The sequence below is a fragment of the Pseudomonas sp. LBUM1659 genome (genome assembly GCF_059716045.1).
The window spans coordinates 1,669,165-1,692,289 of the sequence record NZ_CP166797.1; the positions used below are offsets into that span (position 1 = coordinate 1,669,165).

Genomic DNA, 23,125 nt, shown 5'->3' on the forward strand with positions numbered 1-23,125 from the left:
AACCCCCGATCAATCCAGAGGACTGATCGGGGGTTTCGAGTAAGCGCCTTGCGGCGCCTACCGGCTCAGCTTATTGGCAAGCTTCGCAATCCGGCTCGTCGATGGCACACGCCTTTGGCACTGGAGCAGGGCCGGCAGGTGCTGCCAGGACCGAATCTTCACCGTGGTTGCCGCCGCTGGAAACAGCGTTCAGCTTGCCGGTGTTGATGGTCGACTTCTCGGTGCTGGTCGCAGCCAGGGCACGGAGGTAGTAAGTGGTTTTCAGACCACGGTACCAGGCCATGCGGTAGGTCACGTCCAGCTTCTTGCCCGATGCGCCAGCAATGTACAGGTTCAGCGACTGAGCCTGGTCGATCCACTTCTGGCGACGGCTTGCCGCGTCAACGATCCACTTGGTGTCCACTTCGAAAGCAGTCGCGTAGAGCTCTTTGAGTTCTTGCGGGATGCGCTCGATTTGCTGCACCGAACCGTCGTAGTACTTCAGGTCGTTGATCATGACCGCGTCCCACAGACCGCGAGCCTTGAGGTCGCGAACCAGGTACGGGTTGATCACGGTAAATTCGCCCGACAGGTTCGATTTCACGTAGAGGTTCTGGTAAGTCGGTTCGATCGACTGCGAGACGCCAGTGATGTTGGCGATGGTCGCGGTCGGTGCGATGGCCATGATGTTGGAGTTACGAATGCCTTTCTGAACACGGGCGCGAACCGGTGCCCAGTCCAGGGATTCGTTCAGGTCAACGTCGATGTACTTCTGGCCACGCTGTTCGATCAGTATTTGTTGCGAATCCAGTGGCAGGATGCCTTTGGACCACAGCGAACCCTGGAACGTCTCGTAAGCGCCACGCTCGTCGGCCAGGTCGCAGGAAGCCTGGATCGCGTAGTAGCTGACCGCTTCCATCGACTTGTCGGCGAACTCGACGGCCGCGTCGGAACCGTAAGGAATGTGCTGCAGGTACAAAGCGTCCTGGAAGCCCATGATGCCCAGACCGACCGGACGGTGCTTGAAGTTGGAGTTCTTCGCTTGTGGCACCGAGTAGTAGTTGATGTCGATCACGTTATCGAGCATGCGAACGGCAGTGTTTACAGTGCGTTCGAGCTTGGCGGTGTCCAGCTTGCCGTTGACGATGTGGTTCGGCAGGTTGATCGAACCCAGGTTGCAAACGGCGATTTCGTCCTTGTTGGTGTTCAAGGTGATCTCGGTGCACAGGTTCGAGCTATGAACCACGCCGACGTGCTGCTGCGGGCTGCGCAGGTTGCACGGGTCTTTGAAGGTCAGCCATGGGTGGCCGGTTTCAAACAGCATGGAGAGCATTTTGCGCCACAGGTCTTTGGCCTGGATGGTCTTGAACAGCTTGATCTTGCCCGGGTACTGGGACAGCGCTTCGTAGTACTCGTAACGCTCTTCGAAGGCCTTGCCGGTCAGGTCGTGCAGGTCCGGAACTTCGGAAGGCGAGAACAGGGTCCACTGGCCATCATCGAAGACGCGCTTCATGAACAGGTCAGGGATCCAGTTGGCCGTGTTCATGTCGTGGGTACGACGACGGTCATCACCGGTGTTCTTACGGAGTTCGATGAACTCTTCGATGTCCATGTGCCAGGTTTCCAGGTAGGCACAGACAGCGCCTTTGCGCTTGCCACCCTGGTTAACGGCGACGGCGGTGTCGTTCACTACTTTGAGGAACGGTACTACGCCCTGGGATTTGCCGTTGGTGCCCTTGATGTACGAACCCAGCGCACGAACCGGCGTCCAGTCGTTGCCCAGGCCGCCAGCAAATTTAGACAACATGGCGTTGTCGTGGATCGCGTGGTAAATGCCCGACAGGTCATCCGGCACGGTGGTCAGGTAGCAGCTCGACAGCTGTGGACGCAGGGTGCCGGCGTTGAACAGGGTCGGAGTCGACGACATGTAGTCGAAGGACGACAACAGGTTGTAGAACTCGATTGCGCGGTCTTCTTTATGCTTCTCTTCGATCGCCAGGCCCATGGCCACGCGCATGAAGAAGATTTGCGGCAGTTCGAAGCGGATACCGTCCTTGTGGATGAAGTAACGGTCGTACAGGGTTTGCAGACCCAGGTACGTGAACTGCTGATCGCGCTCGTGGTTGATCGCCTTGCCGAGTTTTTCCAGGTCGAAGGTCGCCAGGACCGGGTTCAGCAATTCGAATTCGATACCCTTGGCGATGTACGAAGGCAGGGCCTTGGCGTACAGGTCGACCATTTCGTGGTGAGTCGCGCTCTCGGCGACTTCCAGGAAGTTCAGGCCTTCGGCACGCAGGGTGTCCATCAGCAGGCGAGCGGTCACGAACGAGTAGTTCGGCTCACGCTCGACCAGGGTACGGGCGGTCATCACCAGTGCGGTATTGACGTCGGTCAGTGCCACGCCGTCGTACAGGTTTTTCAGGGTTTCGCGCTGGATCAGGTCGCCGTCGACTTCTGCAAGGCCTTCGCACGCTTCGGTGACGATGGTGTTCAGGCGGCCCATGTCCAGAGGCGCAAAGGTGCCATCGGCGCGGGTGATGCGGATCGACGGGTGAGCGTTGACTGCTTCTTCGGCCGGTGCGTGGGCGGCGCGTTGTTTCGAACGGCCGTCACGGTAGATCACGTAGTCGCGGGCTACTTTCTGCTCGCCGGCACGCATCAGGGCCAGTTCAACCTGGTCCTGGATTTCTTCGATGTGGATAGTGCCGCCCGATGGCATGCGGCGCTTGAAGGTCGCGGTGACTTGTTCGGTCAGGCGGGCAACGGTGTCATGGATTCGCGACGAGGCGGCAGCGGTGCCGCCCTCAACTGCGAGAAACGCTTTGGTGATCGCGACGGTGATTTTGTCGACGGTGTAAGGAACGACAGTGCCGTTACGCTTGATCACGCGCAGTTGGCCAGGCGCGGTGGCGGACAGATCCGAAGTCGAATCAGCGGCCTGCGGCAAGGTGCCCTGCGGGTTCTCGCGAGTTGTGTCGGTTTGCATGGGGGGTTGTCTCCACATTCTCTATGTTTGTTTGGGCACCATTACGGCGCCCACCGTTCTGTCCTGAAGCACTACAACCGACGTGGTGTCGGGCATAACAACTCCGGGACAGTAGGAAAAAGGCTAATGAGGCCGCGTCCTTGCCGAAGTCTTTTGGTTGCGAGCCTGGGCTCGAAACCGGATTCCTTTCGGGGTGCCAGTATTGACTGCAACACCCGTACCGTTTTGGCTGTTCGGGCCTGAAAAAACGGTGCCATCCGCCAGTGCGGTTTGGTCTTGTAAAATCACGCTGTGTTCAACCATAAACAGGCAATAAAGCGCTTGAGTTTCTGGTCTGAAATGTGGTTGGGCTTTTAAGCTAAAACCCTACATGTAGGGTTTTTTTGGCGCCGGGGTACAAGATAGTGCGTTTTTGGAGGTGTTGCAACGTACTGCCTGTGGATAAACCTGTGTGTAAATTGTGTGTGAAAGGTGGAACCGGCGTGTAGGCCGCGACCTAGCGGGACCGAGGCGTTTTTCATCGATTTTCAATGATTGAAAACAGCCGTCCGGATTTTTAAGGGCGCGAACCCTACCACAAAAAACCGACATGTCCGAACGCATTTGCCGGCTTGTGTTCTCGACGGGCGGCGTTTATACAATCGTCCCATGGTTACGCATTCTTATCCTCCCAATCATTACAAAAAGACGGGCGGATCCTTCCTTATTAGTGTTGTTGGCAAGCAGAGGTCACCGTGGAGCAAGAAGCCTGGCAGGTATTGATTGTGGAGGACGACCAGCGTCTGGCCGAACTGACCCGCGACTACCTGGAAGCCAATGGCCTGCGCGTCTCGATCGAGGGCAATGGGGCGCTGGCGGCGGCTCGCATCATCAAGGAGAAGCCGGACCTGGTGATCCTCGACCTGATGCTGCCCGGCGAAGACGGCTTGAGCATTTGCCGCAAGGTTCGCGACAAGTATGACGGCCCGATCCTGATGCTCACCGCCCGCACCGACGACACCGACCAGATCCTCGGCCTGGACCTCGGTGCCGACGACTACGTGTGCAAACCGGTGCGCCCGCGCCTGTTGCTGGCGCGCATCCAGGCCCTGTTGCGCCGCAGCGAAGCACCGGAGGCCATTCCGGAAAAACAGCGGCGTCTGCAGTTTGGTCCGTTGGTGGTGGACAACGCGTTGCGTGAAGCCTGGTTGCATGACCACGGCATCGAGCTGACCAGCGCTGAATTTGACCTGCTCTGGCTGCTGGTGGCCAACGCCGGGCGCATCCTGTCCCGTGAAGAGATTTTCACCGCATTGCGCGGAATCGGTTACGACGGCCAGGACCGTTCCATCGATGTACGCATCTCGCGCATCCGCCCGAAAATTGGCGATGACCCGGAGCACCCGCGGCTGATCAAAACCATCCGCAGCAAAGGTTATCTGTTTGTTCCTGAAGCTTGCGTAGACCCGTCGCTGTGAATTCGATCTTCCTGCGCATTTATGGTGGCATGTGTGCGGCGCTGATTTTGGTCGCGGTGCTGGGCGTGCTGGCGTTGCACTTGCTCAACGAGGTGCGCAGCGAGCAATACCGCGAGCGCCTGGCCCACGGTACGTTTTCGTTGATGGCCGACAACCTCAAGCCGATGAACGAAACCGAGCGCCGTCGCGCCTTGCTGGTTTGGGAGCGCTTGCTCGGGATTCCATTGGCGCTGACCACGTTTACCCAGACCGACCTCGACCTCACCCAGCGCACCCGCGTCCTGCGCGGCCAGGCGCTGGTGGAACAGACCGGCCCGCACGCGGCGAAGGTCTATCGACTGGTCAGTGACAAGGAGCAATTGGTGCTCACCGGCGAGGTTCAGCAAATCAGCGAACAGCTGGCCCGCGCCACTATTTATCTGCTGGCCGATGAACTGGTGCGCTACCCGGTGGCGGAGCAGCCTGAGCGGCTGGCATTGTTGAAAGAAGACAAAGGCTTTGGTTTCGACTTGCGATTGATCAAGGTCGAGCAGGCGGACATGGACGAAGACCAGAGCCGCCGGGTGTCCGAGGGCGATACGGTGATGGCGCTGGGCAAGGGCGGTGACTCGATCCGGGTGTTTGCCGGTATGGTCGGTACGCCGTGGGTGCTGGAGATCGGCCCGCTGTACCAGATGAACCCTTATCCGCCTGAATGGCTGGTGTTGATCGCAGCCCTCGGTTTGAGCCTGATCGGTCTGATCGTCTACCTGCTGGTGCGGCAACTGGAGCGCCGTTTGCGCGGTCTGGAAGCGGCCGCCACGCGTATTGCCCAAGGCAGCCTGGAAACTCGCGTACCGGCGCGCGGTGCCGACTCGGTGGGGCGACTGGCCGCGGCGTTCAACGGCATGGCCGAGCACTTGCAGCAATTGCTGGCGATCCAGCGTGAACTGGTGCGCGCCGTGTCTCACGAGTTGCGCACGCCGGTGGCGCGCCTGCGTTTCGGCCTGGAGATGATCGGCTCGGCCACCACGCCGCAGCAGCTGGAGAAATACCGCGAGGGCATGGACCACGACATCGAGGACCTCGACAAACTGGTCGACGAGATGCTGACCTACGCGCGGCTGGAGCAGGGCTCGCCGGCGCTGAATTTCCAACGGATCGATCTGGACGCGCTGGTCAATCAAGTCATCGAAGAACTGGCACCATTGCGCGCCGAGGTCACGGTGCAGCGCGGCTTGTGTTTGTCGGCCGCTGATTGCGATGACGCCTGGGTCGAGGCCGAACCGCGCTACTTGCATCGGGCCATTCAGAACCTGGTCAGCAACGCCATGCGCCACGCCTCGTCGCGGGTGACCGTCAGTTATCAGGTGGGGCAGCAGCGTTGCCGAGTGGACGTCGAGGATGACGGGCCGGGTGTGCCGGAGTTGGCCTGGGAACGAATTTTCACGCCGTTCCTGCGCCTGGATGACAGCCGTACCCGCGCTTCGGGCGGGCATGGGTTGGGGCTGTCCATCGTACGGCGGATCATCCATTGGCATGACGGGCGGGCGTTGATCAGCAAGAGCAAGAGCCTGGGTGGGGCTTGCTTTAGCTTGAGTTGGCCGCGCAATCAGGAGAAGCGCTGAGAGGTGTGGTGAGCGTCAGGCCGCCATCGCGAGCAAGCTCGGCTCCCACAGGTGATCTTCGGTGTGTCAGAGATCCAATGTGGGAGCCGAGCTTGCTCGCGATGAGGCCAGCCCGACCACTGCAAACCTTCAGGCCTTGATACTGACCAGACTCAACAACTGCCCATCCATCACCCCAAACTGCGCCCCCAGCTCGGTGCCATTGCGCCACTCGCCAGACAAATCCGTCAGCAAACGCAACCTCACCTCACCGGCCTCGGTCCATTCCAGCACCTCGGCGTGTTCAAAATAGAAGCGCTGCTGAACAATCGGGTACAGCGCCTTGAACAGACTTTCCTTCACCGAAAACGTCAACGTCACCAGCAGCGCCAGATCATCGCGACGACCGGCCGCCATGCGCTTTAACTCCGGTGGTGTGAGAATTTCCCCGGCCAGGCGCTCGGCCCGTTCAGGGTTGAGCAGGTTTTCCAGGTCCATGCCCAGACCGCGCCAATCGGTTTTCCTCGCGACAATCGCCGCCGCCCGGCCGGTGCTGTGGGTGATGGAACCGGCAATGTGCGCGGGCCAGACCGGCGCCCGGTCTTCGCCAATGGCCGGGATAAAACTCAGCCCTTCCAATTGTTGCAACGCGGCCCGAGCGCACACCCTGCCAGCGAGAAACTCGGCCTGACGCTTGGCGACTGAACGCTGAATGCTCGCAGGCGGCTCGATGGCACTGCGCTGGAAATCATCGCCGGCCAGTTGCGCGCTATTGAAGTGGGTACTCAGCAGCACCGTATCGGGCAGCACAAGCGGCAGCGGCCAATGGGCGTCGAGTGGGGTGCAGCAGGCGGGTAGGGCGGGGGCGGGATTCATGCCGGGCATTTTGCCGTTTAGCGTTCAAGCTGGGTAGTAGTTATGGCTCCCTCGCCGCATAGGTCAGCTGAATATCTTTTTGAGAAACGCCTTCATATCCGCCCAGGACTGTTCATCCGCCGCTTTGTTGTACCCAATATCCGGCCCGCCATGCTCGCCATGGCTCAACCGATCTGCATCCGGATTGCTAAACCCATGCTTGGCGCCCTCAAGGCTGACGAATTTATAGTCGGCGCCGGCCTTGTCCATTTCAGCCTTGAACGCCGCCACGTTTTCCGGCGTGACCATACTGTCCATCGCCCCATGCTCCACGAGAATTTTCGCCTTCACGGTGCCAGGTGCAGCCGGTGTCTTGGTTGCCAGCGAGCCATGGAAACTCACCACGCCTGCCAGTGGCAAACCCTGACGGGCCGCGTTCAGCACCACCGCGCCGCCGAAGCAGTAGCCAATCGCCGCGATTTTATTCGGGTCGGTTTGCGGTTGTTGCTCCAACAGCCCCAGCCCGGCTTGAAAGCGCGCAGCGGCCGCCGAGCTGTCTTTCAGCACATCCTGCATGAACGCCATGGCGTCCTTCGGATGTTCGGTGTTCTTGCCGTTGCCGTACATGTCGATGGCCAGCGCGCTGTAGCCCAGACCGGCGAGATCACGGGCTCGGCGCTTGGCATAGTCGTTCAGCCCCCACCATTCATGCACCACCAGGACGCCGGGTCGCTGGCCTTTGATGGCGTCGTCATAGGCGTAATAGCCGATCATTTTTGTGCCATCGACACTTTGATAGGGGATTTCCTGGGTCTTGATGGCGGCTTGAGTCAGCCCGCTCATCACCAGCAAGCAGAGGGCGATGAAGGTGCGCATGGTCGGATCTCCTGCAAGAAAGTCAAAAAGACAGCCTAGTCGATCTTATTCAGCTTGGGTTCAGACTGTGTTCAGGGGCAGTTCAGGGACGGTTGAGTACTGTAGCGTCGTACCCAAAGCACCTGCGCATGAGGAAATTCCCTAATGACCGGCTTTAAAAACCTGATTTTGGCTTTCACCGTTCTGAGCGCGAGCACCGCGGCGTTAGCGTCCGATGACATCATCGCCAGCCTTGCGCTTGGAAAGACCAACGAGAAGATCAAAAAGTCCCTGAGCCTGAACAGCTTCAGCACGGTCACCCCGGTGGGACATGAAAGTGCCTGGCGCGCGCATTTGGGCCAACTGAACAACCCGGCCGATTACTCCGCCGGTTACGCCAACGTGTCGGTGACGCACAATGGTTTTAAACTCCGCCAGGAAGACCTCAAGGGCCGCTATGATCTGTCCTGACCGTTGGATGCGCCGTTGTGCCATTGGAGAGGTCGCTTTGCCCGGGAGAGCGTTATGAAACTGCTGGTCGTCGAAGATGAAGCGCTGTTGCGCCATCACCTGCAAACCCGCCTGACGGAGAGTGGCCACGTGGTCGAATCCGTGGCCAACGCCGAAGAGGCGCTGTACCGGACCGAGCAGTTCAACCATGACCTGGCGGTGATCGATCTTGGCTTGCCAGGCATGGGTGGGCTTGACCTGATCCGTCAGCTGCGCACGCGGGGCAAGACCTTCCCGATCCTGATCCTCACCGCGCGCGGTAACTGGCAGGACAAGGTCGAAGGCCTCGCCGCTGGCGCCGATGATTACGTGGTCAAACCGTTCCAGTTCGAAGAGCTCGACGCCCGGCTGAATGCCTTGCTGCGCCGTTCCAGCGGTTTCACCCAGTCGACCATCGTCGCCGGGCCGTTGCTGCTCGACCTCAACCGCAAGCAGGCCACGCTCGATGACGAACCGCTGGCGCTGACCGCGTATGAGTACCGGATCCTTGAATACCTCATGCGTCATCACCAGCAAGTGGTGGCCAAGGACCGCTTGATGGAACAGCTCTACCCCGATGACGACGAGCGTGATCCGAACGTCATCGAAGTACTGGTCGGCCGTCTACGCCGCAAACTAGAAGGCCCGGCCGGGTTCAAGCCAATCGACACCGTGCGGGGCCTCGGCTACCTGTTCAATGAGCGCTGCACTTGATTCGTTCCCTTCGTGTCCGCTTGATGCTCGCCGCCACCCTGTTGGCGGTGTTGTTCATGTTGGCGTTGTTGCCGGCAATGCAGGGCGCGTTCAGCCTGGCGTTGCAGGATTCGATTGAGCAACGCCTGGCCTCGGACGTCACCACGCTGATCTCCGCCGCGCGCGTGGAAAACAACACCCTGCAAATGCCGGCACAGTTGCCGGATGAACGTTTCAATCTGACGGACAGTCGTTTGCTCGGCTACATCTTTGACCGCGAAGGTCACTTGGTCTGGCGATCGAAGGCCACTGGGGAATTGATCAACTACACGCCGCGTTACGACGGACATGGTAATGAGTTCGCGCGCATTCGTGAGGCCAACGGTCAGGAATTCTTCGTCTATGACGTCGAAGTCAAACTGCTCGGCGGCAAAAGCGCGGCGTTCAGCATCGTCGCCCTGCAACCGGTGCGCGAATACGAAGCCACCCTCGAAGGCCTGCGCGAAAACCTTTACCTGGGCTTCGGTGCGGCGCTGTTGGTGTTGCTCGCGTTGCTGTGGATCGGCTTGACCTGGGGCTTGCAGGCCTTGCGCCGGCTCAGTCAGGAACTGGACGAAATCGAAAGCGGCGCCCGGGAAAGCCTCAGCGAACAACACCCGCGCGAACTGTTGCGCCTGACCGGCTCCCTCAACCGCTTGCTGCACAGCGAGCGCGAACAGCGCAGCCGCTATCGCGACTCCCTCGACGACCTGGCCCACAGCCTGAAAACCCCGCTGACCGTGCTGCAAGGCGTCAGCGAAGACATGGCCCAGCGCCCGCAAGACCGCGATCAGGCCTGGGTGCTGCAAACCCAGATTGAACGCATGAGCCAACAAATCAGCTATCAACTGCAACGCGCCAGCCTGCGCAAAAGCGGTCTGGTGCGCCATCAGGTGCGCCTGCAACCGGTGCTGCAAAGCCTGTGCGACACGCTCGACAAGGTCTACCGCGATAAGCACGTGCGCGTCGCCATCGATCTGCCGCCGCAGTGTTATGTACCGATCGAGCAGGGCGCCTTGTTGGAAATGATGGGCAACCTGCTGGAAAACGCCTATCGGCTGTGTCTGGGCGAAGTGCGTATCAGCGTGCGTGAAACGTTGAGCGGGATTGAGTTGTGCGTTGAAGATGACGGGCCCGGTGTGCCGCCGGATCAGCGGGCGCGGATTCTGCAAAGGGGCGAACGGCTGGATCGTCAGCATCCGGGGCAGGGGATAGGGCTGGCGGTGGTCAAGGACATTATCGAGAGCTACAGCGCGAAGCTGACGCTGGGGGATTCGGCGCTGGGTGGTGCGGCGTTTCGGATTCATTTTTCGGTGGTTTGAGACTGGATTTCAGGAGAAATGGGTGAGCAACGCGTCCTTTCTCCTGCTATCCGCTCGTCGCTACTGTCAGATCTGACAGTAGTCGAATCTTCGCCCAATCCTGTGTGATGAGCTCTCGAGCGCCGGCCATTCGGATCGCTCATCTAAAGGAGCTCCTCCATGACCATCGCGCCCGGCACCTCACCTGATAATGCTCTGTTGGTGCTGTACGCACCGCGAGTTCCGAGAGGAACCCAGCCGGTAGTGGGAGGGCACTGTGGTGTCCCTTTACACATTTATGATCTGGAGCCCATGGGGCTGGAAGTCTCCGTTTACCCGTATCTTGGCCAGCAGCCAAACGATGAAGTGGCACTCAACCTGAACGTCCAACTTGATATCGTCAGCAAGCTGACTCAGAGTGAAAACGACACCGTTACCTTTTACCTGCCCAAAAAACTGCTGTTTCCCGATTTCGTCAACCGTCTCACTTTTACAGTGACGCGTGGGAGCCAGAACATGGGCACGTCCGAGCCCCTGGAGGTGTTGTATAACGCCATTCGCCCCGGCAAAGAGGACACGGACCCCGGTGTCGAGGGCCATTCCCGATTGGTCTTGTTGCTACCAGATGCCATCAAAAATGGCGTCGGCCCTGACTTTCCTGAAGCGGGGGCGCAGGTCTGTGTGTCCTACCCCTATTGCCGCGCTTACGATGTCATTCGACTGAACTGTAATGGCCATGACGTTTTTCACACGGTGACGGCAAACCAGGCACCACTGCCGGGCTCGGATACCCCGGTGACAGTGTGCTTCACCGTGACCCGCGCTGATCTGGCTGGCGGTGATAGCCCGCATTTCGCGTTTTCCTACACGGTCACCGATCAGCTCGGTAACAGCCCGGACTCCGATTCGCCGTGGTCGGCTTCACAGATCGTCGACGTGGATCTGGCCGGGACCCGTCTGCCGGCACCCATTTTGCGCGAGATCCTGAACGATTCGGCCGATGATCCAGGCATCATTGATCGGGACAAACTGGCGGGTAATCCGCTATCGGTGATTGTCTTGACGGGCGATCCCCGCTTTCAGGTGGGGGACACGATTGAAGCCACCTATACCGCGACAATCGCGGGGCAACCCGAAGTGGTGCCAATAACAGGCACTGTGGAGTCGGACGAATTTGGGCAGAAAAAGCCCTGCATACTCCAGGTCGCAAACGAAAGGGTCGTCACCAGCAGCGTGGTGACCGTGGTATTTGTGCTGAAAAGTAGAGAAACGGTAGTCGCCAGTTCCAAAGCGGCCACTGCGCGAGTTATCGGTAGGGATACCATTACCCTTGATCCGCCGGTTCCCGCTGCCAATCCCGTCGACCCGCTGGCATACCCTCAAGGCCTGACGGTTCAGGTCTCCTTTGCGGCCTCCTTGCCGGGGGACCAGGCTCGATTGGTCTTGCTCAATCCTTTGCCTGGATCACCGACGTTTGCGGCGCTGCCGATCGACCCGAACCATCAAGCCACCTTTACACTCGATGCGGCGTTTCTCGGGGCGTGGCATGGACAGTTTCCCCAGTTATGTTGGGTGCTGATTCGCGGTGGTGTAGATTTTGCGCATTCAGCGGTGTTGGTGTTGAGCGTGAATCGGATCGCCAATGGCGACCCACGGTTACCGACGCTTGAGATGGATGGCGCGGTGGGTAACCAGTTGGATGTGACCCAAATGCAGCCTTCGGATCTGCTGCGCATTGCAGCATGGTGGCCTCAACCGGGCGTGCAGAATACCTGTTGGTTGCACTATGCGGGTGTCGACATGAATGGCAGCACAACATTCGACGATCTGGTAGGGCAACCGCATGAAGGTGGGAAGGCGCTGACGCGATCAGCACCGATAGGCTGGTTGAAAACACTCAGCAATGGCAGTTCGGTAACGGTCACGTTCAGGGTCAGGTTTTCATCGGGCGCGGACCTGGTGACATTCCCTGTCCGCACGTACACGGTCAAGACCGAGGCGCTCATCCTGCCTGCCATTTCACAGTTGACGGACAGCGCCGACCGGGTCATTTCTCCGGGGACGGATACCGTAGCCCGCTCGGTGAAACTATCCGGGACTGCGCTAGCGGGGGCGGACGTCGAAATCTATGACAATGGGCAACTACAAGGGCGCACTGCTGCGATTGGAGGGCGATGGGAGCTTCCAGTCACTGGGCTCCTGGTAGGCGAGCATACCTACAAAGCAAAAGACGCTCGCGGTACTTCTGAAATCTGGACGATTCGAGTTGTCGCGGCTGTAGCGCCGCGGCTGGAGATTATTCGCAGACAGTTCGGAGGTACCTACCCAAGTGGCACCAGGATACCCATTTCGGCACCCGAAAGAGGGCCTATCTCCTTTCAAGTGACGTGCCAGGCGCTACCCTATGACCGATTCATCAACATTAAACAAATATACTACGGTATGACATCTGTGTTAGTTCCCGCCGGCAAGACCTCGGCAGTCTCCGCTGCCACTACCAGTTCGATACTACCCTTTTCGGGACGGACCGAATGGACGCTTACAGATACTGCATCCGGAATCACTTCTGCTTTGCCTGCGTATTGGAACCCGGTTAATTAGCGGAAAAGGGGACGCAATTATTTATCCGTCTGATCTTGCGTCCGGTGAGGTCTGAGTGGGCATTAAACGGAGATGTTTAAAAGACACTTCCAGACACTCACTCAGGCTACACATTCTTGCGTCGCAGCCTACAGCTGCGCCAGAATCCGCCGGCTTGTACGCCTGGGGCGTGGGCTCTATCGTTTTCCGGTCGCTGATTATCAGCGATCGGGTTTAGCAGCCCGGGTCATCTCTAGACGTACAACGACAGTCGTTGATTTTATGGCGGCTTTGCGTGGGGCACTTCGGTGCGCCGGGTTCTAGAGTCCTGGTCTGCTAACCCGCGCATAGCCGCCACCCTTTTTTCGTCTAGCAGCGATGTGTAGCGGCTCCATAACTCTAGGAGCTTCAAATGTTCAAGATCACACCCAACCCACCCGAAACCGACGACGTCTCCCCCTACGAAACCCCCGATTCCAAAAAACTCAACGAAGCCGCCGACCGCGCCCTCGATTACTACCTCAAACCGGTCATTCCCAAAGACACCCCGCGCAAACCCAGCACGATCTACTTCGTCGGGCCCGACACCGATGACGAAACCCTGCTGGTCAACGCCTGTGAATCCATGGCATCGGCGAGTGTGATGCTAAGTAATTTCGCGGGGCTGGTGGAGGGGACGCACCGCAACACGGTGCTGGGGATTCAGCAGGTTGTGATGCAGGGGGAGCTGGCGGCGGCTGGATGCTCAGCATCCGGGGCAGGGGATAGGGCTGGCGGTGGTCAAGGACATTATCGAGAGCTACAGCGCGAAGCTGACGCTGGGGGATTCGGCGCTGGGTGGTGCGGCGTTTCGGATTCATTTTTCGGTGGTTTGAGACTGGATTTTAGGAGAAATGGGTGAGCAACGCGTCCTTTCTCCTGCTATCCGCTCGTCGCTACTGTCAGATCTGACAGTAGTCGAATCTTCGCCCAATCCTGTGTGATGAGCTCTCGAGCGCCGGCCATTCGGATCGCTCATCTAAAGGAGCTCTTCCATGACCATCGCGCCCGGCACCTCACCTGATAATGCTCTGTTGGTGCTGTACGCACCGCGAGTTCCGAGAGGAACCCAGCCGGTAGTGGGAGGGCACTGTGGTGTCCCTTTACACATTTATGATCTGGAGCCCATGGGGCTGGAAGTCTCCGTTTACCCGTATCTTGGCCAGCAGCCAAACGATGAAGTGGCACTCAACCTGAACGTCCAACTTGATATCGTCAGCAAGCTGACTCAGAGTGAAAACGACACCGTTACCTTTTACCTGCCCAAAAAACTGCTGTTTCCCGATTTCGTCAACCGTCTCACTTTTACAGTGACGCGTGGGAGCCAGAACATGGGCACGTCCGAGCCCCTGGAGGTGTTGTATAACGCCATTCGCCCCGGCAAAGAGGACACGGACCCCGGTGTCGAGGGCCATTCCCGATTGGTCTTGTTGCTACCAGATGCCATCAAAAATGGCGTCGGCCCTGACTTTCCTGAAGCGGGGGCGCAGGTCTGTGTGTCCTACCCCTATTGCCGCGCTTACGATGTCATTCGACTGAACTGTAATGGCCATGACGTTTTTCATACGGTGACGGGAAACCAGGCACCACTGCCGGGCTCGGATACCCCGGTGACAGTGTGCTTCACCGTGACCCGCGCTGATCTGGCTGGCGGTGATAGCCCGCATTTCGCGTTTTCCTACACGGTCACCGATCAGCTCGGTAACAGCCCGGACTCCGATTCGCCGTGGTCGGCTTCACAGATCGTCGACGTGGATCTGGCCGGGACCCGTCTGCCGGCACCCATTTTGCGCGAGATCCTGAACGATTCGGCCGATGATCCAGGCATCATTGATCGGGACAAACTGGCGGGTAATCCGCTATCGGTGATTGTCTTGACGGGCGATCCCCGCTTTCAGGTGGGGGACACGATTGAAGCCACCTATACCGCGACAATCGCGGGGCAACCCGAAGTGGTGCCAATAACAGGCACTGTGGAGTCGGACGAATTTGGGCAGAAAAAGCCCTGCATACTCCAGGTCGCAAACGAAAGGGTCGCCACCAGCAGCGTGGTGACCGTGGTATTTGTGCTGAAAAGTAAAGAAACGGTAGTCGCCAGTTCCAAAGCGGCCACTGCGCGAGTTATCGGCAGGGATACCATTACCCTTGATCCGCCGGTTCCCGCTGCCAATCCCGTCGACCCGCTGGCATACCCTCAAGGCCTGACGGTTCAGGTCTCCTTTGCGGCCTCCTTGCCGGGGGACCAGGCTCGATTGGTTTTGGTCGACCTCATGCCGGATCCACCGACGTTTTCGGATTTGCCGCTTGACGTAAATCATCAAGCCACCTTTAACCTCGACGCACGGTTTCTCGGGGCGTGGCACGGCACAGCCGTGCAGTTTGTATGGGCGCTGATTCGGGGGGGCAAGGAGATTGCCCGGTCCGGGCCGTTGGTGTTGAACGTGAACCGGATGGTGGATGGGGATGGGCGGCTTCCAAAACCGGTCATTCTTGGTCATGAAGGGCCAGAGTTGGATGTCAACAAACTGGTGGCTACCGATAAATCGAGCATTGCGCAGTGGCTGCTTCAAATGGCGGGGCAGTATGTGTGGTTGCGCTATGACGGGTATAACAGCAGTGGTGCACCGGTATTCTTCGACGACCTCAATGGTGTGCCGCACAACGAAGCGCAGGGGTTGGCGCGGCCAATCGGGCAGGCGTTGGTTGACTGGTTGAAAGCGCTCAGGCATGGCAGCGCTGTGACGATTACATTCAGAGTCAACTTTGCCCGCAATTCCGACCCGGCGAGGGCAGTAGCTTTTCCGGTACGTACTTATACGGTCAAGGCAGCCGTGGAGTTAGGGCCGGAGATCTACTCGATAAAGGACTCTAACGGCGTAGAGATCCCTCATGGCACCTACACCTTCGATAACAAGGTGACGATAAAAGGTACGGCACAGGTGGGTCGAGATGTGGAAATTTTCGATAATGCAATACCAAAGGGTATTGCAACCGCCACAAGCGGTCTCTGGACTAAGGAAGTATCCGATCTGACGTTGGAATGTCACAGCTTTAAAGCCGTCGCCCGCTACGGCGAAAACCAGTCAACACAGCCCTGGGACATTCTGGTTACCAGAAAGTTGGAGATTGATAACAGTCGAATGTCATTGGGTGGTTTGGCGTATAAAGAAGCGCCATGGACCCCGAGATATGATTTTCCAGGCAACACAGATGTCCGCCATGCGTCCGGAGGCACTCCTCCATATAAATACACATCGGCGGATGAACGTATAGCAAGAGTGAGTAATGTAGGTAAGGTGGAAGGCTTTGGAAGGGGCACCACAATGATTACCGTCGAAGATGCGTCCGGACAAAAAAGCGGGTATGAAGTCGCGGTGCACGGCACATATAAGTTGTATCTATCCTCATCTCCTATGAACTACGACGAGGGGACCTATTGGCGTCAGTCACTCGGATCGCTAAATTTTAACGAGCCACAGTCGGCGCTTCTATGGGCGATGTACAGTATGGGATTTACAACAAATATTCGAACAGCCACAGGGGCGAATATCTACGGAGACTTCCAAAGAACTAGAAGTGGAGCGTCGGTTTATGGTCTGCGCACTGATAAATTACCAACGTTAGCTTTGGTTGCTATTACGGTGAATTAAGTTCAGTTGGCTAACTTAGGCAAGAAGTGGGAAGGGGATGAAAAGGGGGCGTGGAATAGGGGGCGCATTTATTTATCTCGTGGAATAGGGGACGCATTGATTTATCTGGCCGATCTCGCGTCCCGTGAAGCCTGAGTGAGCATTAAACAACGGTGTTTAAAAAACATCTCCAGATACTCACTCAGGCTACACATCCTTGCGCCGCTGCCTACGACTACGCCAGAATCCGCCGGCTTGTGCGCCTGGGGCGTGGACTCTATCGTTTCCGGGTCGCTGACGAATCAGCGATCGGGTTTAGCGATCCGATCCCCTACACAGACGCAAAAGCGCCCAGGTTTTGATTGCAGTTTTTAGTCTCTGCAATTCGCGTAATGGTGGCTGTGCGTGGGAGACCTTCGAGTCTACCCGGGGTTTCTGTGACCCGGATCGCTAACCTGCGTACAGCCGCCACCTTTACTTGTTTAGCGATAAGTCGTGGCGGCTCAACCAACCACGGAGCTTCAAATGTTCAAGATCACACCCAAGCCACCCGAAACCGACGACGTCTCCCCCTACGAAACCCCCGATTCCAAAAAACTCAACGAAGCCGCCGACCGCGCCCTCGATTACTACCTCAAACCGGTCATTCCCAAAGACACCCCGCGCAAACCCAGTACGATCTATTTCGTCGGGCCCGACACCGATGACGAAACCCTGCTGGTCAAAGCCTGTGAAACCATGGCTTCGGCGAGTGTGATGCTGAGTGAGTTTGCGGGGCAGGTGGAGGGGACGCAGCGCAACACGGTGCTGGGGATTGCGCAAGTTGTGATGCTGGGAGAGCTGGCGGTGAACCGGATGCTGGACAGGCTTGATCCGCCTTAGTCACCCGTCAGATAGACCGCGTCATCGTTCTTCGCGAGCAAGCCCGCTCCCACATTTAATCGCATTCCCCAGAAAGAACTCGGTCGAATGTGGGAGCGGCGGTGCGACGATTCGACTTGCTCGCGAAGGCGCCAGTCAATTCAACTCAATATTCAATTCTCTTGCGCGCGATAGGCCCCCGGCGTCAACCCGGTCCATTTCTTGAACGCCCGGTGAAACGCTGAAGGCTCGGAGAACCCCAGCTGCTCGGCAATCTGCTGCAACGACAAATCCGCCCGCCCCAAGTGATAAATCGCAATATCGCGCCTTAGCTGATCCTTCAACTCCTGAAAACTCGACCCTTCCTCACGCAAATGCCGACGCAACGTCTGCGGGCTGATGTGCATCTTCGCGGCCACGGCTTCAAGGTCTGGCCAGCGAGAACTGTCGCGGCTAAGCAATCGACGTAACTGGCTGCTCAGGCTGTCGCCGTCATCCGGGCGCGACAGCAGGTCGGCGGGGGAGTGTTCGAGGAAGTGTTTGAGTGTTCGTTCGTCCTGCAACAGTGGCATGTTCAGGTAACGATTGTGAAACAGCAGGCTGCTTTGTGCTGCGCCAAACTGCATCGGGCAGGGGAACAGCAAGTCGTATTCGGCGCCGTGTTCGGGTCTTTGATAACTGAACGTCGCCTGCTCCAGACGCATACGCTGGCCAATCAGCCAGCTGCCGAGGCGGTGCCAGACCATCAGCTGGCTTTCGGTGAGGAAATGGTCCGGGTCCTGAAACTTCGAATCATCGAGGCTCAGGCGGACCATTTCGCCTTCGTGAGTCAGGGTCAGGCGCGGACCCTCGGGGAATAAGCTATAAAACAATAAGCCGCGATGCAGTGCTTTTTCCAGATTGCGGCAGTGGATCACCGCGTGGCACATCATCGCGAAGGTCCCGGTTTTGCTCGGGACCGGCCCGAAGCCGAGGTATTCGTCGTCCAGTGCCAGCCACAGACCCTGAATCAATCGGGTGAACTGCTCAGGTGCGATACGCGCACGCGGCTCGTCCAGCAACTCGGGGCTGATGCCCAATTGCTGCAACAGGTCTGAATAGTCATAACCCAGCCGCCGCGCGCCACCGAGGACGGCACGGGCGAAATGACTGGCGATGGTGCGTTCGCGCATAGAAGGCAAGTCCGTCCATTGAACGACGGATGGTAGCCGCGCTGCCTTGCGATGGACAAGGCGGATATCCGCCAAATTGCAGGACGAGGCCTGGTCGATGGGCGGAAATCCGCCACATTGTTGTAGTCGATGGATGACAAGGAGAATCCTGTAACCCTTGGCGTCAAAAGGCTTGCAGGCAGTTTTCGGAAGGTGGCACGGGCCTTGCGATACAACCAGCAGATGCCTGCCGTTGCGCAGCTCGACAAAACAAATCCCTCCAGAAGCAGGAGGGTTCGCAATTGAAGTGTCTTGGGCAACAGATGGATGTTGTCACCGGACACTCTTGAGGAACTTTGCAATGACGACTCGTCAGCCACTGTACAAATCCCTGTATTTCCAGGTGATCGTTGCCATCATCATCGGCATTTTGATCGGTCACTTCTATCCGCAGACTGGTGTGGCCCTCAAGCCGTTGGGTGACGGGTTCATTAAACTGATCAAAATGATCATCGCCCCGATCATCTTCTGTACGGTGGTCAGCGGTATCGCGGGCATGCAGAACATGAAATCGGTCGGCAAGACCGGCGGTTACGCGCTGCTGTATTTCGAAATCGTGTCGACCATCGCCCTGCTGGTCGGTCTGGTGGTGGTCAACATCGTCCAGCCGGGTGCCGGCATGCACATCGACGTGACCACGCTGGATGCTTCCAAAGTGGCTCAGTATGTCGCCGCCGGTGCTGATCAAAGCGTTGTCGGCTTCCTGCTGAACGTGATCCCGAACACCATCGTCGGTGCCTTCGCCACCGGCGATATCCTGCAAGTGCTGATGTTCTCGGTGATCTTCGGTTTCGCCCTGCATCGCCTGGGTGCCTACGGCCGGCCGCTGCTGGACTTCATCGATCGTTTCGCCCACGTGATGTTCAACATCATCAACATGATCATGAAGCTCGCGCCAATCGGTGCCTTCGGTGCGATGGCGTTCACCATTGGCGCCTACGGTGTCGGTTCGCTGGTGCAACTGGGTCAGCTGATGGCCTGCTTCTACATCACTTGCCTGCTGTTCATTTTGGTCGTGCTGGGTGGTATCGCTCGCGCTCACGGCTTCAGCGTGTTGAAAGTCATTCGCTACATCCGTGAAGAGCTGCTGATCGTGCTGGGTACTTCTTCTTCGGAATCGGTGCTGCCGCGCATGCTGATCAAGATGGAACGTCTGGGCGCGCAGAAATCCGTTGTGGGTCTGGTGATCCCGACCGGTTACTCGTTCAACCTCGACGGTACCGCGATCTACCTGACCATGGCGGCGGTGTTCATTGCTCAGGCGACCGACACCCACATGGACATCACGCACCAGATCACCCTGCTGGTGGTGTTGCTGCTGTCCTCCAAAGGCGCTGCTGGCGTGACCGGCAGTGGTTTCATCGTGTTGGCTGCCACCTTGTCCGCTGTTGGCCACCTGCCGGTTGCCGGCCTGGCGCTGATCCTCGGTATCGACCGCTTCATGTCCGAAGCTCGCGCACTGACCAACCTGGTGGGTAACGCTGTGGCTACGCTGGTCGTGGCCAAGTGGGTCAAGGAGCTGGACACTGACGTGCTGCACGCTGAACTGGCTTCTGGCGGTCGCGGTATCTCCGACGAACGCGTAGAAGACGACCTGGGCGTAGCTGAAGGCCCAACCCCAACCAACGTCAAGTAACCCTCGCTGTACTGAAAAACCCGCTTCGGCGGGTTTTTTCTTGCCCGGGATTTGAGCGTAACGGTCACCTTTGCTGACACTTCGGGTGATTGCCGCAATGCGATCGGCTGCCTAGGCTGGAGGCATCGTTTAGGGAGATTGCACATGCTCGGGCCACTGGCATCACTCAAGGTTCTGGATTTTTCAACGCTGCTGCCGGGGCCGTTTGCCTCGTTGTTGCTGGCGGACATGGGCGCCGAGGTGTTGCGCATTGAATCACCTACCCGCATGGATCTGCTGCGGGTGTTGCCGCCTCACGATCACGGCGTGTCGGCCAGCCATGCCTACCTCAATCGCAACAAGCGCAGCCTGGCGCTGGACCTGAAACAGCCCGAGGCGCTGGAGGTGATCAAGCAGCTGCTGGCCGACTACGACATCGTGCTGGAGCAATTTCGTCCCGGTGTGATGGAGCGCCTGGGGCTGGGGTATGAAGCCTTGAAGGCAATCAATCCGAAGCTGATCTACGTGTCGATCACTGGTTACGGTCAGACCGGCCCCTACAAGGATCGCGCTGGACACGATATTAATTACCTGGCGTTGGCGGGATTGGCCAGCTACACCGGCCGCGCCGACAGCGGGCCGCTGCCGTTGGGCATGCAGGTGGCGGATGTCGCCGGGGGCTCGCTTCACGGGGTCATCGGACTGCTGGCGGCGGTCATCGCCCGGCAGCAAACCGGGCAGGGCCAGTATCTGGACGTGAGCATGACCGATTGCGCGTTCAGCCTGAACGCCATGGCGGGCGCCGGGTATCTGGCCTGTGGCGCGGAGCCGGGCAGGGAAGATCAGATGCTCAATGGCGGCAGCTTCTATGACTATTACCGTACTCGCGATGGGCGCTGGTTGTCGGTGGGCAGTCTGGAGCCGGCGTTTATGAGGCAACTGTGTACGGCGTTGGGTCTGGAGGAGTTGGCGTCCCTGGGCTTATCGCCACAGCCTGCGAACCAAAAAAAGCTGAAAGACGCGCTGATGACTGAATTCGAGAAACACGATTTCACTGATTTGTGCGCACTGTTTGCCGAACTCGATGCGTGTGTCGAGCCGGTGTTGAGTTTGAGCGAAGCGATTGAGCATCCGCAGCTGAAGGCGCGGGAGCTGGTGACGGATGTGCCGCGTGGGGATGGTTCGACACAGGCGCAGATGGCCTGTCCGTTGAAGTTTTCAAATGGGTTGCCTGAACCACGGCATATTGGCGCGGCGCTGGGGCAGCATACGGATCAGGTGTTGGGGGAGTTGGGGTTTAGTGCGCAGCGGATAGAAGAGTTGCGGTGTGCCAAGGTGATTCTCTAGCGGCTTACTGGCCCCTTCGCGGGCAAACCCGCTCCCACAGGGGATTGTCGGTAGGCATAGATCCAGTGTGGGAGGGAGCCTGCTCGCGAAGAGACCAGACCAGACACAACAAATCTGGCTACTCGATCCGCATCTCCCCGCTAAACACCAACGTACTCCGGCACCGCCGGCACAAATACCGCCGACCCTTCCTCACCAAACCATGGCGCTGCGCCGAAAACGGGAAATCGCTGTCCACGCACGGGCATTTGTAGATATAGCGCGTCACGCTCCGGCGTTTGACGTCGTAGGTGTGGCAGCGATTGGGCGGCAGTTCGTACACGCCGCGCATGATCAATTGCCACTCCTCGCCATGAGGCTGGATGCGGTCACCAAACAGTTGATGAGCGATCAGGTGGGCAACCTCGTGGGCCACGGTTTGCTTGAGAAAATCTTCGGTGTTTTCCCGGTATAGCTGCGGGTTGAAACGCAGCAGGTTCTCGTGCAAATGCGCGACACCGGCTTTTTGACCGCGCAGCTTGAGGCTCACCACGGGACGTTTGAAAGTGCGTTTGAAAAAGGATTCAGCGAGTTGGTAACAGTCTTCGATGCGGGTATTGAGTGGCTCGGACATGCTTGATGGATCTCCAGAGACGTCGAGTATGCCGCAACCCTGGGGTCTTGCGAATCGCCGAGGTACCGAATGGTCGTCAGCGCTTTCTATCCTTGAACATTAGAAGGCCGCCTTGCGGCGGCCTGTGTTGGCAGATCTTGTTTTTGGGTGGAAAGAACCACTAATTAGTATAGACCGGCCCCACGCCGAGTCCCCAGACAATGACTGTGAACGCCATGATGGCCACCAGCACCACCAGGCCTACCGCAAGTACCGAACTTGAAAACAGGAACCCCTCGTCTGATGGAATGTTCATGAAAGTGGGTAGCCCCACATACAGCAGGTACACCGTGTAGCAGATGGCCGCCGTCCCGACGATCATTCCCAGCCACAGGTGCGGGTAAAGCGCCGCCAGTCCGCCGATAAACAACGGGGTGGCGGTATAGGTCGCAAACGCAACGCAACGGGCCAGGCTCGGGTTGGCGTCATAGGTGCGAGCCATCCAGTGGATGAACGCGGCCATCACTGCAACACCGCCGAGCATCGCCACGTAAGACATGATCGTCATCCATAGCGCGCTTTCCTGCGTCAGCATCACCGGTGCCCGGGTGCCAATCACCCAGCCGACCTTTGTGGTGCCGATAAACGCTGACACGGCAGGGATCGCCGCCAGAATCAGCGTGTGGGTCAGGTACATGTGGCTAATGCTTTCCTCGTGGTCGCCACGGATCTCTTTCCATTCCTGGTCGGGGTGGGTGAAAAGCCCCACTACGTGATGGATCATGCCAGTCACTCCTCTTTTTTTACCGTCGCCCCCCAGCGGAGCGCCTACGGGCCAAAGTGGCCAAGTAAGTAAAGGTCTGGATTTGAATGCGACCTTATGTCGCAGTATAGAAAGGTCTTAACCGTACAGGTAATAGGGGCTTAGAGCATATCGCGCTGAAAACACTTCGGTTAATCGCGTCTAAGTCTTGCGAAGCCTTTGTGGAGAGGGAGCTTGCTCGCGCTCGA

Annotated in this window: 16 protein-coding genes and 2 pseudogenes; 12 read left to right on the forward strand and 6 right to left on the reverse strand. The window is 58.3% G+C overall.

The window, feature by feature from the left end; all coding sequences use genetic code 11:
* Positions 1–70: 70 nt before the first annotated feature.
* Complete coding sequence (locus ACA048_RS07520; RefSeq protein WP_497628586.1) at positions 71–2,965, reverse strand: ribonucleoside-diphosphate reductase subunit alpha; 2,895 nt, start codon at positions 2,963–2,965, stop codon at positions 71–73.
* 734 nt (positions 2,966–3,699) lie between these two features.
* Here ACA048_RS07520 and ACA048_RS07525 point away from each other — a divergent pair.
* Complete coding sequence (locus ACA048_RS07525) at positions 3,700–4,422, forward strand: response regulator (RefSeq protein ID WP_497628587.1); 723 nt, start codon at positions 3,700–3,702, stop codon at positions 4,420–4,422.
* Entirely contained in the window at positions 4,419–6,029 is a 1,611-nt protein-coding gene (locus tag ACA048_RS07530; protein ID WP_497628588.1) for an ATP-binding protein, read from the forward strand. Before ACA048_RS07525 ends, ACA048_RS07530 begins: the two co-directional genes overlap by 4 nt.
* A 129-nt stretch (positions 6,030–6,158) precedes the next feature.
* On the opposite strand, the gene ACA048_RS07535 is transcribed toward ACA048_RS07530, so the two are convergent.
* Positions 6,159–6,884, reverse strand: a complete 726-nt coding sequence (locus ACA048_RS07535) for a 4'-phosphopantetheinyl transferase family protein (RefSeq protein WP_497628589.1) — start codon at positions 6,882–6,884, stop codon at positions 6,159–6,161.
* A 63-nt stretch (positions 6,885–6,947) separates the two neighbouring features.
* Positions 6,948–7,739 carry a dienelactone hydrolase family protein gene (locus tag ACA048_RS07540; protein ID WP_497628590.1) on the reverse strand — a complete coding sequence of 264 codons (792 nt, stop codon included), beginning with the start codon at positions 7,737–7,739 and terminating at the stop codon, positions 6,948–6,950.
* A gap of 144 nt (positions 7,740–7,883) precedes the next feature.
* Here ACA048_RS07540 and ACA048_RS07545 point away from each other — a divergent pair, with 144 nt between their 5' ends.
* The 8 genes and pseudogenes from ACA048_RS07545 (at position 7,884) to ACA048_RS07580 (ending at position 17,370) form a co-directional block, all read left to right on the forward strand.
* Positions 7,884–8,189: a hypothetical protein gene (locus ACA048_RS07545; RefSeq protein ID WP_497628591.1), complete on the forward strand. Its 306-nt coding sequence runs from the start codon at positions 7,884–7,886 to the stop codon at positions 8,187–8,189.
* 54 nt (positions 8,190–8,243) lie between these two features.
* Positions 8,244–8,921 (forward strand): response regulator, encoded by a 678-nt coding sequence (locus tag ACA048_RS07550; protein ID WP_497628592.1) that lies wholly within the window; start codon positions 8,244–8,246, stop codon positions 8,919–8,921.
* Positions 8,918–10,261, forward strand: coding sequence for an ATP-binding protein (locus tag ACA048_RS07555; RefSeq protein WP_497628593.1), 1,344 nt, complete (start codon positions 8,918–8,920; stop codon positions 10,259–10,261). The genes ACA048_RS07550 and ACA048_RS07555 overlap by 4 nt, the downstream gene beginning before the upstream one ends.
* A 159-nt stretch (positions 10,262–10,420) precedes the next feature.
* Positions 10,421–12,841, forward strand: a complete 2,421-nt coding sequence (locus ACA048_RS07560) for a hypothetical protein (protein WP_497628594.1) — start codon at positions 10,421–10,423, stop codon at positions 12,839–12,841.
* 391 nt (positions 12,842–13,232) lie between these two features.
* A pseudogene (locus ACA048_RS07565) lies at positions 13,233–13,553 on the forward strand (DUF6124 family protein); the annotation flags it as partial.
* A 1-nt stretch (position 13,554) separates the two neighbouring features.
* Positions 13,555–13,695, forward strand: a pseudogene (locus ACA048_RS07570) (histidine kinase); the annotation flags it as partial.
* A gap of 159 nt (positions 13,696–13,854) precedes the next feature.
* Positions 13,855–16,509 carry an immunoglobulin-like domain-containing protein gene (locus tag ACA048_RS07575; RefSeq protein ID WP_497628595.1) on the forward strand — a complete coding sequence of 885 codons (2,655 nt, stop codon included), beginning with the start codon at positions 13,855–13,857 and terminating at the stop codon, positions 16,507–16,509.
* 504 nt (positions 16,510–17,013) lie between these two features.
* Complete coding sequence (locus ACA048_RS07580) at positions 17,014–17,370, forward strand: DUF6124 family protein (RefSeq protein WP_497628596.1); 357 nt, start codon at positions 17,014–17,016, stop codon at positions 17,368–17,370.
* 152 nt (positions 17,371–17,522) lie between these two features.
* On the opposite strand, the gene ACA048_RS07585 is transcribed toward ACA048_RS07580, so the two are convergent.
* Positions 17,523–18,521 (reverse strand): AraC family transcriptional regulator, encoded by a 999-nt coding sequence (locus tag ACA048_RS07585; protein ID WP_497628597.1) that lies wholly within the window; start codon positions 18,519–18,521, stop codon positions 17,523–17,525.
* Between the two features lie 340 nt (positions 18,522–18,861).
* On the opposite strand from ACA048_RS07585, the gene ACA048_RS07590 reads away from it, so the two are divergent.
* Complete coding sequence (locus ACA048_RS07590) at positions 18,862–20,196, forward strand: dicarboxylate/amino acid:cation symporter (RefSeq protein ID WP_497628598.1); 1,335 nt, start codon at positions 18,862–18,864, stop codon at positions 20,194–20,196.
* A gap of 144 nt (positions 20,197–20,340) precedes the next feature.
* Positions 20,341–21,522: a CaiB/BaiF CoA transferase family protein gene (locus ACA048_RS07595; protein ID WP_497628599.1), complete on the forward strand. Its 1,182-nt coding sequence runs from the start codon at positions 20,341–20,343 to the stop codon at positions 21,520–21,522.
* Between the two features lie 118 nt (positions 21,523–21,640).
* Here the strand turns inward: ACA048_RS07595 and ACA048_RS07600 are convergent, their stop codons facing one another.
* Together ACA048_RS07600 and ACA048_RS07605 are read right to left on the reverse strand one after the other, a co-directional pair.
* Positions 21,641–22,135, reverse strand: coding sequence for a SprT family zinc-dependent metalloprotease (locus tag ACA048_RS07600; protein ID WP_497628600.1), 495 nt, complete (start codon positions 22,133–22,135; stop codon positions 21,641–21,643).
* Between the two features lie 160 nt (positions 22,136–22,295).
* Entirely contained in the window at positions 22,296–22,898 is a 603-nt protein-coding gene (locus ACA048_RS07605) for a Yip1 family protein (protein ID WP_497628601.1), read from the reverse strand.
* Positions 22,899–23,125: the final 227 nt, after the last annotated feature.

Bases quoted from the DNA above. Each gene is read 5' to 3' on its own strand.
- ACA048_RS07540 (WP_497628590.1), bottom strand. From the start codon at position 7,739: ATGCGCACCTTCATCGCCCTCTGCTTGCTGGTGATGAGCGGGCTGACT.
- ACA048_RS07560 (WP_497628594.1), top strand. From the start codon at position 10,421: ATGACCATCGCGCCCGGCACCTCACCTGATAATGCTCTGTTGGTGCTG.
- ACA048_RS07545 (WP_497628591.1), top strand. From the start codon at position 7,884: ATGACCGGCTTTAAAAACCTGATTTTGGCTTTCACCGTTCTGAGCGCG.
- ACA048_RS07585 (WP_497628597.1), bottom strand. From the start codon at position 18,521: ATGCGCGAACGCACCATCGCCAGTCATTTCGCCCGTGCCGTCCTCGGT.
- ACA048_RS07535 (WP_497628589.1), bottom strand. From the start codon at position 6,884: ATGAATCCCGCCCCCGCCCTACCCGCCTGCTGCACCCCACTCGACGCC.
- ACA048_RS07600 (WP_497628600.1), bottom strand. From the start codon at position 22,135: ATGTCCGAGCCACTCAATACCCGCATCGAAGACTGTTACCAACTCGCT.
- ACA048_RS07550 (WP_497628592.1), top strand. From the start codon at position 8,244: ATGAAACTGCTGGTCGTCGAAGATGAAGCGCTGTTGCGCCATCACCTG.
- ACA048_RS07575 (WP_497628595.1), top strand. From the start codon at position 13,855: ATGACCATCGCGCCCGGCACCTCACCTGATAATGCTCTGTTGGTGCTG.
- ACA048_RS07595 (WP_497628599.1), top strand. From the start codon at position 20,341: ATGCTCGGGCCACTGGCATCACTCAAGGTTCTGGATTTTTCAACGCTG.
- ACA048_RS07520 (WP_497628586.1), bottom strand. From the start codon at position 2,965: ATGCAAACCGACACAACTCGCGAGAACCCGCAGGGCACCTTGCCGCAG.
- ACA048_RS07580 (WP_497628596.1), top strand. From the start codon at position 17,014: ATGTTCAAGATCACACCCAAGCCACCCGAAACCGACGACGTCTCCCCC.
- ACA048_RS07590 (WP_497628598.1), top strand. From the start codon at position 18,862: ATGACGACTCGTCAGCCACTGTACAAATCCCTGTATTTCCAGGTGATC.
- ACA048_RS07605 (WP_497628601.1), bottom strand. From the start codon at position 22,898: ATGATCCATCACGTAGTGGGGCTTTTCACCCACCCCGACCAGGAATGG.